We start from the raw sequence: 9,958 nt of genomic DNA on the forward strand, positions 1-9,958 counted from the left end.
ATTAAAAGCTCCATTAAATTTCTTTCTCATAATAATTCGATAATTAAAATTTAATAGCGAAGCGCAGAAGGCGTAGAATACGAGATTCAATTGAGGATATTACACTCTTATCCGACGTCTTTCAGATATTGGTTGAAATGCTAGCTTAGCATGAAAGGCACAATAGGGGCTATTTTCATCAGAATCTGCACCACAAAAATGAAAATCTGCTGATAATGGATCGCCAACCGGCCATCTACATGTATTTTCACTCAATTGTAGAAGATTAAGTTGACGTGATATAGGCACAACTACATTGGATTTTGTGGACATATCAACTTCTTTTACATCTTCCACTACAAATTCTGTCTTTAAAGCGGTTTCTTCAATACTTACAGATGATGTGTTTATTGGCGATACCGTGGATGTGTTGCGACGCACACGTGGAGATGATGGGCTGCTACTTCCCACGGGAGTTTTTTGCGCACGCGTGGTGCTTCCTTGTGCTGTCTTACCACGTCCTGGTAACTTTAATCGATGTACTTTGCCGATGACTGCATTTCTGCTGACCCCACCCAATTGAGCAGCAATTTGACTTGCACTTAACCCTTCACTCCAAAGCTTTTTAAGAAGCTCAACGCGTTCACATGTCCAACCCATACCAGCACTCCATTCCGATTACGTCACTAAGATGCTCTCCCCCGTTGCATCTTCAAATGTTTAAATAATGTTTTCATTACGCTGAATGAAAGAACTTTACACTCTACGTGAGCATAAAAAAATCATCCAACCTGTGGATTTACAAATCAAAACACATCATCTTGCTTATTATATTGTAAATTACAATATGCACTCACTCTATGACAAGAGTCTTTACCTCTTAAAGAGTTTATTTAGAATGTTTTCCCCAACTTGCAAATCAATCATAGGTTAAACTTTCACTTTTGTTTAAGGCTTTTTCCCAAAATGCTTATTTGTAGAACCTTCATTGACTTTTTTTCAATTGGTGTAATGATCTATTCTATAGGTGTAATCACTAATCGTAATGAAATGTTGAAAGCACCGTAACGAAATATACCATGCTGTTTTATTTGTAGTGTTGCTTTGTATATATATATATTGAAAAGACTAAAATATAAAGGGAATTATGATGGATGCCGTCTCTATACAACCACTTTATGAATGCTTCGCAAGACGAAATTTGCATTTTGAACAAGGGCATGGTGTATGGCTTATTTCCGATAAAGGAGAACATTATCTTGATTTCACATCTGGTATTGCTGTTAACGCATTAGGGTATTCATATCCAAAATTGGTTGATACGCTCAAAATACAAGCTGAAAAACTTTGGCATATTTCTAATATTTTTCAATCTCCTGAACAGGCATCTTTTGCCACGCGGCTTTGTGCAAATAGTTTTGCGGATAAGGTTTTTTTCTGCAATTCAGGTACTGAAGCATTGGAGTGCGCATTCAAAACGGCACGCCATTATTACTATGCTGCTGGTCATTCAGAACGCATTGAAATAATTACTTTTGAAGGGGCATTTCATGGACGTACACTTGCTGCACTTGCTGCGACTGGGCATGAAAAATATCTTGAAGGCTTTGGACCTAAAGCTGGTGGATTTATTCAAGTACCTTTTTGTGATGAAGTCGCTTTGCGTAACGCTATTAATAAAAATACCGCCGCTATTCTTATTGAACCTATTCAAGGAGAAGGAGGAATACGAACGGTCCCTCATGAATATTTAAGATTTTTGCGCAAAATATGCGATGATAATGGTCTGTTATTGATTTTAGATGAAGTCCAAACGGGTATAGGACGAACAGGAAAGCTTTTTGCTTATGAATGGAGTGATATCACGCCTGATATTCTTACCCTCGCAAAAGGATTAGGAGGGGGATTTCCATTAGGTGCTTGCCTTGCAACGGATAAAGTTGCAAAAAGCATGACACTTGGGACACATGGCTCAACCTTTGGAGGAAATCTTCTTGGAATGGCTGTAGGAAATAGTGTTCTTGATGTTTTGTTAGAGCCAAGTTTTCTTAACCATGTTCAGCGTATGGGGGATAAACTAAAAAGTGGACTTTTGCACATTCTCAATATCTATCCTGATATTATCTGCGCAGTTCAGGGGATGGGGCTTATGTTGGGTATTCAGTGTATTGTACCTTCAAATCTTGTCGTTAATGCTTTGGAAAATGAATATCTCTTAAGCGTTGCAGCCAACAACAACGTTGTGCGCTTATTGCCTCCTCTTATCATTAGGGAAGAAGAAATAGATGAAAGTTTACATCGTATTGAAAAAGCAATAGCGTATCTTTCACAAGTAAACAAAGAAAGACAAATATCACACACATGACAAATGCTCTTCGTCATTTCACGGACTTATCCATTTTAACGCCAGCAATAGCACGTGCACTGATCGATTATGCAAAGATCCTTAAAGCATCTTTTAAAGCAGGAAAAGGTTCAAAACCTTTTATAGGTAAAACACTTGCGATGATTTTTGAAAAACCATCCACACGAACCCGTATTTCATTCGATATCAGTATGCGCCAGCTTGGCGGAGATACAATCATGCTCACGGGTTCAGAGATGCAACTTGGTCATAGTGAAACCATAGCTGATACGGCGCGCGTTTTATCCCGTTTTGTGGATATCGTGATATTGCGAACAACGAAACACCAACGTATGCTCGAATTGGCACAATATGCACAAATTCCTGTCATTAATGCCCTTACAGATGATACACATCCTTGCCAAATTCTAGCAGATATCTTAACCTATGAGGAGCATCGGGGGCCAATTGCTAGCAAAATATTTGCGTGGATGGGGGATGGTAATAATGTGCTTCATTCCTTAATTGAAGCTGCAGCTCTTTTTGGTTTTCATTTGCGTATTGCCACACCAAAGGGCAGTGAACCACAGGAACAATTTGTACATTGGGCACGTGAGCGGGGAGCACATCTTATGCTAACCCATGATCCCCAAAAAGCGGCTCAAGATGCTGATTGTATTATGACCGATACATGGGTCTCCATGGGACAAGAATTTCGTGCTCGCAGTCATTCTATTTTTCAGCCTTATCAAGTCAATGAATCTCTCATGAAATTAGCAAAATCTGATGCTCTTTTTATGCATTGTCTTCCTGCTCATCGTGGTGAAGAAGTGGTTGATTCTGTGATTGATGGACCGCACTCCGTTGTTTTCGATGAGGCTGAAAATCGTCTTCATGCTCAAAAAGCAATTCTTTCTTGGTGTTTACAAGATGCGTTTTTCTCTCCACAATAGCCTCCCTACAACAAATTATATAAAAAAGGCAAAGCTATGAGTGAACAAGCTAAAGATGAAGCCTCTCTCAACAACAACTTCTTGCATGAAGATGATAGTGTTATTCCCTTTCAAGTTGAAGAACTTGATATCCGTGGACGTGCCGTACAACTTGGGGAAACTTTAAATTCTATTCTTAACAGACATCAATACCCTGAACCGGTTTCTTATCTTCTAGCAGAAGCTTTACTTTTAACGGTTCTGTTTGGAACTTCTCTAAAACTTACGGGAAAATTTATTTTACAAACTCATTCCGATGGACCAGTTAATATGTTGGTGTGCGATTTTTTGCCTCCTTCAAGTTTACGTGGATACGCTCGTTTTGATAAAGAACAGCTTAAACAAGCCATAGACAATGGTCAAACCTCTTCAGAAACACTTTTAGGAAAAGGCACTTTAGCTTTCACAATTGATCAAGGTCCCCATATGCAACCCTATCAAGGGATAGTTGCATTAGATGGATCAAATTTACAAGAAGCTTCTCGTATTTATTTTGATCAATCAGAACAAATTCCTACCGATATCCGTCTGGCTGTTGCTATATTAATTAATCGTGACCAACAAGGAAAACAGCAGAAAAGCTGGCGAGCTGGAGGTATTTTGATCCAACTTTTACCCCAAGAATCGTCTCATCATAAAATAGATGCCCCTCATCAAAAGCGAGAAGAAACGAAAACTCATACCCAATTGGATAACCAATGGCAGGAAGCTAAAATACTCATGGCAACGATTGAAAGTTCAGAATTAACAGATCCCCAAGTCGGTAGTAAACAGCTCTTGTTCCGTCTTTTTCATGAACAAGGTATTAGAGTTTTTAACCCTTTTTCTCTTGTCGATCAATGTTCTTGTTCACACGAAAAAATTAAAGGAATCCTAGAAGGCTTTTCTATTGATGAACGCAATAAAATGGTTAAAAATAAATATATTTCAGTCACATGTGAATTTTGCTCAAAAACATATTGTTTTACACCGCAAGAATTTTTAGAAGAAAAAACATAATCAAATATTTTTCATAAAAAATGATGATTGCAACAAAAGCCTATTTTATTTGCGTCATAAAAGTTTACGCATAAGCTCATATGAACTTCTAGAATATTTCTTGTCTTAGAGTTTTTTTAGTGTATACGAGTGATCGTTCTGTTGAGATCGGTAATTACGTCATAGAGTGCTTAAAAAAGAGTTCTCTGTAAAATATATTTTCTCTTCTCGAAAAAGCTTCTTTTGTACTTTTTACATCTCAAAAGTTTATTTCTTACAATGAATTCTTTTATAATTTTCATTGATAAATTGATTATGTACTCATAACTTATCTTCTCTGTTAAATGAGACTTTTTGATTGTAGTCATATTTTCTTACTCGAATTTATCTTATTAAGACTCAATAAAGCTTATTAGTTATAATCATAAGGGAAATTATCGAGAGAATAAGAATGTATAGATTCAATATAGACTTTATGGAGTCTATTACGAACAGATAAGTGTAATGGGAATAAATATAACAATGACGCTGCAAAAGAGCAGATTTATTATTTTATAAAGATGAGAATAGTGGTGAAGTCCCCTCATAACAATGTGTATTTCAGATAAAAAAGCGGAGAAAAAATACTATATGATTTTGAAAACAATAGTTGGTTGCTGTCACTAAGCTAACGATGGTTCTATAGCAATATTGTTTTGTCCAAATAATCAAAAATAAAGCTCCCAAACAGATATTTCTTTACACATGTTTTTGAATCAACAATGGTAATGCTCTTGTAAAATTTTTCTAAGAAGAATGATGGTCCGTATAAATAAAATAGCATACATAGCATGATAAAACGTTATGTTTTTACAAACCTGCATTATTTTTCTTCTGTCATAATCGCTTGTTCAATTTTTGGTAGAATTTTTTTTTGATAAATTTGCCATGTTAAGGGACCAACATGTTTGGCAATAATGATGCTCTCTTTATTCAAGAGAAAGGTTTCTGGAGGTCCATATATTCCCCAATCAATGGCTGTATATCCTGAAACATCAAAGCCAATAAATTTAAAAGGATTACCAAAACTGTTTAAAAAGCGCAGGGCGTTTGTTTTATTGTCTTTGTAATTAATACCAATCAGATCAAAACGTTTATCTTGTGCAATTTGCATAAGAATAGGATGCTCTTCGCGACAGGGCAAACACCAAGAACCCCAAAAATTGACCAATGTGACACGTCCTTTAAACTGTTTTGAATTGAGATAACTGTCTTTATCAAGAAGAGGAAGATAAATATTGGGAGCAGGTTTTTCAGCTAATGCGTTTGGGAGAAGAGAAGAATCTTGAAGGTGTTTTTTATCCATAAAGTTGAAAAAAAACATCATGAGAAGAAGAAAAAGCACAAATGGTCCAAAAAAAACAAGCAGAACAGGCAAAGATATATTTTTTTTAAGTTTTGGAGGGATGTTTTTCATTATACTTTTCTTTTTGTGACAGCTCTTTTTTGTTTAGCTGTTGGAGAATTTTTTTTTGGTAGAGGGCTTTGCAAAGAATATATCCAATAAGACATAAGAGGGATATTGCAGAAAGCACATAGCTTAAAACAACAATTTGCTCGTGTTTAAGGGTGCTCAGGAAAAAATCAATTTTCTGAGATAGATTTCCTAAAAGTCCGCCGTGGATGCCATTTAGGTCGAGCATGATGAAGCGTCCTGTTGTTGTGCACGACGGGATTTTTTAATCTGAAGTATTCGGATATAATGACGATTGATTTCATTTCGCATAGCCATCAAATAAAGAGCAATAAACATAAAGATGAAACAAAAGAGCATTGTTATAAGGGGCCATAACATAGCATTGTCGATTGTTGATCCTCCAGCACGTAACAATGATGCTGGTTGATGCAATGTATTCCACCAATTAACGGAAAATTTAATAACAGGGATATTAACAAATCCAACAAGTGTAAGAATTGCAGTAGCACGAGCGGCTTTTACTTGGTTGTCAAAAGCACGCCCAAGCAGGATAATGGAGAGATAGATAAAAAGCAGAATTAAAACTGATGTTAACCGTGCATCCCAGACCCACCATGTTCCCCATGTAGGTCGCCCCCAAAGTGCTCCTGTCATGAGAGCCAAGGCGGTAAAAATTGCCCCAATAGGCGCTCCACATTTAAGTGCCACGTCAGCAAGATGATATTTCCAAATCAGATTTCCTAATGCTGCTGCACTCATCGTTACATAGCAGAATGTAGACAACCACGCAAAGGGTACATGAAGGTACATAATCTTAACAGTAATGCCTTGTTGATAGTCATCAGGGGAATGCATCACTAGAATAAGCCCTAAGATAAGGAAACACAATGTTATGCCGGCCAACCAAGGTAAGACGACTCTGCTTATTTTCATGAAAAGGGTGAAACTTGCAGGGAGTAACCTGATTTTATATGTACGAGATAGTTTATTCATAAAATTCATAATAGGCAGAGTTTTGCTATGCGGCAATCATCTTTTATTATTCTGATAAAAGTTTAAGCGTTATCGCAGCAACAAAAGAGCTAAAGAGACTCAAAAGAAGTGAAAAAGCGCTGAGAAGAGCTAGAGAAGTGAGAAAAGAGGTATTTGGGTTTATTGGGGCTGTAGCAGCGGAAACACCAAAAATCATAATTGGAATGATCCACGGCAAGATAATGATAAAAATAAGCAAAGTACTGTGCAACAATGAGGTTGCGAGTGCAGCGCCTATAGCACCAATAAAAATAATAGCTGGTGTTCCGCATAAAAGGGTAAGTATTGTTGTAAAAGTTATTACTACATCTAAATGGAGCATGAGGGCTAAAATAGGTGTGGCAAAAATAAGAGGAAGCATTGTTCCTACCCAATGGGCAAGACATTTTGTAAAGACAATTAGTGTAAAACTTTGTCTTTTTCCTGAAAGGATAAATTGGTCGAGATTACCATCATCGCGATCGATTTGGAAAAGTTTGTTCAGATTGAGGAGTCCTGCAAGAAGGGCTCCAAACCACAATATACCTGGTCCTATTTGTGCAAGAGTTTTGGGATCTGGTCCAATGGCAAAGGGGGTTATGACAACAACAGCGATAAAAAACAATAATCCTGTTAGTGAAGTGGCTTGTAGCGCTAATAATAGTTTAAGATCACGCCAGAACAGTGCTTTCATTTTATTCTCTCCTAGAGAGGTAAAAATTTTTCCAGAGCGATTTTATGGTTTTCTGGAATGCCTATGGAATTATGAGTTGCAGCGATAATCATACCTCCTTGATTGAGATGACGCTGGAAAATACGAGCAAGGAGTTTTTGAGCATGGTTATCAAGCCCAGATATTGGTTCATCTAAAATCCAAAGAGGACGATAGGAGAGCAAAAGGCGCGCAATAGCTACGCGTCTTTGTTGTCCAGTTGACAGGGCGTTAAAGGGTAAATGTTCAAGGTTAGAAAGACCAATATCGGCAAGAGCTTCATGCGCAAAACGTAAATGTTGACCGTAAAAATCTGCCCAAAATTGCAAATTATCAATGACAGATAAGAGAGGTTTCATAGCATTTTGAGGACCAAGATAATGACAAGCAGTTGCAACAGGGTATATTTGATCATGGTCTTTAAGTATTATATGACCTTCAGCAGCCTCAAGAAGACCGACAATGATTCGGAGTAATGTAGACTTTCCGATACCATTAGGACCGGTGATTGTCATAAGTTGCTGTGAAAATAAACAAAAAGAAAGACCTTGAAACAGAATTTCCTCGTTTCTGTAAGCGGCTAAATCTTTGCCTGATAACACCATGTGATTGCCTATTTTGTTTTTATTTTCATATTCTTTATTGCATTATAGAATAAAAAACACATTTTTTATGCAATTGTACCTAGAATAGTTCTAGAAATAGTTCTATAAGGGATACCTTACATCAATATCTGGTGTAAAATGGTTTCTGGCGCTGATTTCTGCATTATGCCTAGAGGGTGGAGGGGGAAATGGATGGCGGAGGTAATTGCGTCTGCGCTCAAGCTGCGACCTTGACTCGTAGTTTGTGTTGTTCATTCCTAGAAATTGGGTGGTTATAGTATGAGGGTGGACAGTCATGACTCAAATTGATAGCTTTAATTGTCGTAGAGTATTAAATGTTGGTGGCAAAGAATATACTTATTATAGCTTGATTGAAGCGGAGAAGAACGGACTTGAAGGTGTTTCTCGTTTACCGTTTTCGATGAAAGTTATTCTCGAAAATTTATTGCGATTCGAAGATGGTCGCACAGTTAAAAAAGAGGATATCTTCAATGTTGCTAAGTGGTTAAACGACAAAGGGAGCGCTGGGGCAGAAATTGCTTACCGTCCTGCACGTGTTCTTATGCAGGATTTTACAGGTGTTCCAGCAGTTGTTGATCTTTCTGCAATGCGTGATGCTATGGTTAAACTTGGTGGTAACGCTGAAAAAATCAATCCTCTCATTCCCGTTGATCTCATCATTGATCACTCAGTTATTGTTGATGCTTTTGGCAATTCCATGGCTTTTAAGGAAAACGTTGAGCATGAATATGAACGCAATGGTGAACGCTATCGTTTCCTTAAATGGGGGCAACAAGCCTTTCAAAATTTTCGCGTTGTTCCTCCAGGAACAGGGATTTGTCATCAGGTTAACTTAGAATATTTAGCACAATGTGTATGGATGAAGAATGAAGAGGGCTGTGAGACGATTTATCCTGACACCTGTGTGGGAACTGATTCGCATACGACTATGGTAAATGGTTTAGGGGTTTTAGGTTGGGGTGTTGGTGGTATTGAAGCAGAAGCAGCAATGTTAGGCCAACCTGTTTCTATGTTGTTACCTGAAGTGATTGGTTTTCGTCTAACAGGTAAACTTAAGGAAGGTGTAACAGCCACCGATCTCGTATTAACGGTGACCCAAATGCTACGTCGGAAGGGTGTTGTCGGTAAATTTGTTGAGTTTTTTGGTCCTGGTTTGGAGCATATGACGCTTGCTGATCGGGCAACGATTGGAAATATGGCACCTGAATATGGAGCAACGTGTGGTTTTTTCCCAATTGATAAGGAGACAGTGCGTTATCTCAATATGACAGGGCGTGATGAAAGTCGGATTGCCTTAGTGGAGGCTTACACCAAAGCACAAGGGATGTGGCATGATGAAATGGTGGCTCATCCCATTTTTAGTGATACAATTGAATTAGATATGGGAACCGTTGTCCCTTCTATGGCTGGTCCTAAACGTCCTGAAGGACGTATTGCATTGGAAAATGTTGGGCAGGGTTTTGAGAAGGCATTGGTCGAAGACTATAAGAAGACTTCTGGACAAGATAAGCGTTATCAGGTTGAGGGTGAAGAATATACGCTTGGTCACGGTGATGTGGTGATCGCTGCGATTACGTCGTGTACGAATACATCGAATCCAAGTGTTCTTATTGCAGCGGGTCTTTTGGCACGAAATGCTGTGGCAAAGGGTCTTAAGAGTAAACCATGGGTAAAAACTTCTCTTGCACCTGGTTCACAAGTCGTTGAAGCTTACCTTCAAAATTCGGGTCTGCAAAAAGATTTAGATGCATTAGGATTTAACTTAGTAGGATTTGGGTGCACAACATGTATTGGGAATTCTGGTCCTTTGCATCCAGCTATTTCCAAAACGATTAATGACAATGGTATAATTGCATCTGC

The 9,958-nt window shown here is 38.0% G+C and carries 10 protein-coding genes; 4 read left to right on the forward strand and 6 right to left on the reverse strand.

Annotated features, from left to right (window positions below; genetic code table 11):
- Positions 1 to 99: 99 nt before the first annotated feature.
- Positions 100 to 639, reverse strand: a complete 540-nt coding sequence (locus ACFIL8_RS03540; protein WP_375612825.1) for a GcrA family cell cycle regulator — start codon at positions 637 to 639, stop codon at positions 100 to 102.
- 490 nt (positions 640 to 1,129) lie between these two features.
- Between ACFIL8_RS03540 and ACFIL8_RS03545 the strand changes: the two genes are divergently transcribed.
- The 3 genes from ACFIL8_RS03545 to ACFIL8_RS03555 are packed head-to-tail and all read left to right on the forward strand — an operon-like array spanning position 1,130 to position 4,314.
- Positions 1,130 to 2,344, forward strand: coding sequence for an aspartate aminotransferase family protein (locus ACFIL8_RS03545; protein WP_375612885.1), 1,215 nt, complete (start codon positions 1,130 to 1,132; stop codon positions 2,342 to 2,344).
- Positions 2,341 to 3,276 carry an ornithine carbamoyltransferase gene (gene argF / locus ACFIL8_RS03550; RefSeq protein ID WP_375611422.1) on the forward strand — a complete coding sequence of 312 codons (936 nt, stop codon included), beginning with the start codon at positions 2,341 to 2,343 and terminating at the stop codon, positions 3,274 to 3,276. The genes ACFIL8_RS03545 and argF overlap by 4 nt, the downstream gene beginning before the upstream one ends.
- A gap of 36 nt (positions 3,277 to 3,312) precedes the next feature.
- Positions 3,313 to 4,314 (forward strand): Hsp33 family molecular chaperone, encoded by a 1,002-nt coding sequence (locus tag ACFIL8_RS03555; RefSeq protein ID WP_375611423.1) that lies wholly within the window; start codon positions 3,313 to 3,315, stop codon positions 4,312 to 4,314.
- A gap of 841 nt (positions 4,315 to 5,155) precedes the next feature.
- Here the strand turns inward: ACFIL8_RS03555 and ACFIL8_RS03560 are convergent.
- Genes ACFIL8_RS03560 through ccmA form a run of 5 tightly spaced genes read right to left on the reverse strand, consistent with a single transcriptional unit; the run spans position 5,156 to position 8,077 of the window.
- On the reverse strand, positions 5,156 to 5,749 hold the full coding sequence (locus ACFIL8_RS03560; protein ID WP_375612827.1) for a DsbE family thiol:disulfide interchange protein: 594 nt from the start codon (positions 5,747 to 5,749) through the stop codon (positions 5,156 to 5,158).
- On the reverse strand, positions 5,724 to 5,975 hold the full coding sequence (locus tag ACFIL8_RS03565; protein WP_375612828.1) for a hypothetical protein: 252 nt from the start codon (positions 5,973 to 5,975) through the stop codon (positions 5,724 to 5,726). Before ACFIL8_RS03565 ends, ACFIL8_RS03560 begins: the two co-directional genes overlap by 26 nt.
- Positions 5,963 to 6,742, reverse strand: coding sequence for a heme ABC transporter permease (locus ACFIL8_RS03570; protein ID WP_375611426.1), 780 nt, complete (start codon positions 6,740 to 6,742; stop codon positions 5,963 to 5,965). Before ACFIL8_RS03570 ends, ACFIL8_RS03565 begins: the two co-directional genes overlap by 13 nt.
- A gap of 46 nt (positions 6,743 to 6,788) precedes the next feature.
- Entirely contained in the window at positions 6,789 to 7,454 is a 666-nt protein-coding gene (gene ccmB / locus ACFIL8_RS03575; RefSeq protein WP_375611427.1) for a heme exporter protein CcmB, read from the reverse strand.
- An 11-nt stretch (positions 7,455 to 7,465) separates the two neighbouring features.
- A complete protein-coding gene (gene ccmA, locus ACFIL8_RS03580) occupies positions 7,466 to 8,077 on the reverse strand; it encodes a heme ABC exporter ATP-binding protein CcmA (protein WP_375611428.1) in 612 nt (203 codons plus the stop codon).
- Positions 8,078 to 8,372: 295 nt separating this feature from the next.
- Between ccmA and acnA the strand changes: the two genes are divergently transcribed.
- Positions 8,373 to 9,958: aconitate hydratase AcnA (acnA, locus tag ACFIL8_RS03585; RefSeq protein WP_375688934.1), on the forward strand; the 1,586-nt coding region annotated here is incomplete at its 3' end.

Origin of the sequence: Bartonella sp. AP57NXGY (assembly GCF_042195805.1) — a bacterium.
GTDB lineage: Bacteria > Pseudomonadota > Alphaproteobacteria > Rhizobiales > Rhizobiaceae > Bartonella.

Excerpts from the sequence above, each read along its gene's own strand:
- ACFIL8_RS03540 (WP_375612825.1), bottom strand. The coding sequence starts at position 639 with ATGGGTTGGACATGTGAACGCGTTGAGCTTCTTAAAAAGCTTTGGAGT.
- ACFIL8_RS03545 (WP_375612885.1), top strand. The coding sequence starts at position 1,130 with ATGGATGCCGTCTCTATACAACCACTTTATGAATGCTTCGCAAGACGA.
- argF (WP_375611422.1), top strand. The coding sequence starts at position 2,341 with ATGACAAATGCTCTTCGTCATTTCACGGACTTATCCATTTTAACGCCA.
- ACFIL8_RS03555 (WP_375611423.1), top strand. The coding sequence starts at position 3,313 with ATGAGTGAACAAGCTAAAGATGAAGCCTCTCTCAACAACAACTTCTTG.
- ACFIL8_RS03560 (WP_375612827.1), bottom strand. The coding sequence starts at position 5,749 with ATGAAAAACATCCCTCCAAAACTTAAAAAAAATATATCTTTGCCTGTT.
- ACFIL8_RS03565 (WP_375612828.1), bottom strand. The coding sequence starts at position 5,975 with ATGCTCGACCTAAATGGCATCCACGGCGGACTTTTAGGAAATCTATCT.
- ACFIL8_RS03570 (WP_375611426.1), bottom strand. The coding sequence starts at position 6,742 with ATGAATAAACTATCTCGTACATATAAAATCAGGTTACTCCCTGCAAGT.
- ccmB (WP_375611427.1), bottom strand. The coding sequence starts at position 7,454 with ATGAAAGCACTGTTCTGGCGTGATCTTAAACTATTATTAGCGCTACAA.
- ccmA (WP_375611428.1), bottom strand. The coding sequence starts at position 8,077 with ATGGTGTTATCAGGCAAAGATTTAGCCGCTTACAGAAACGAGGAAATT.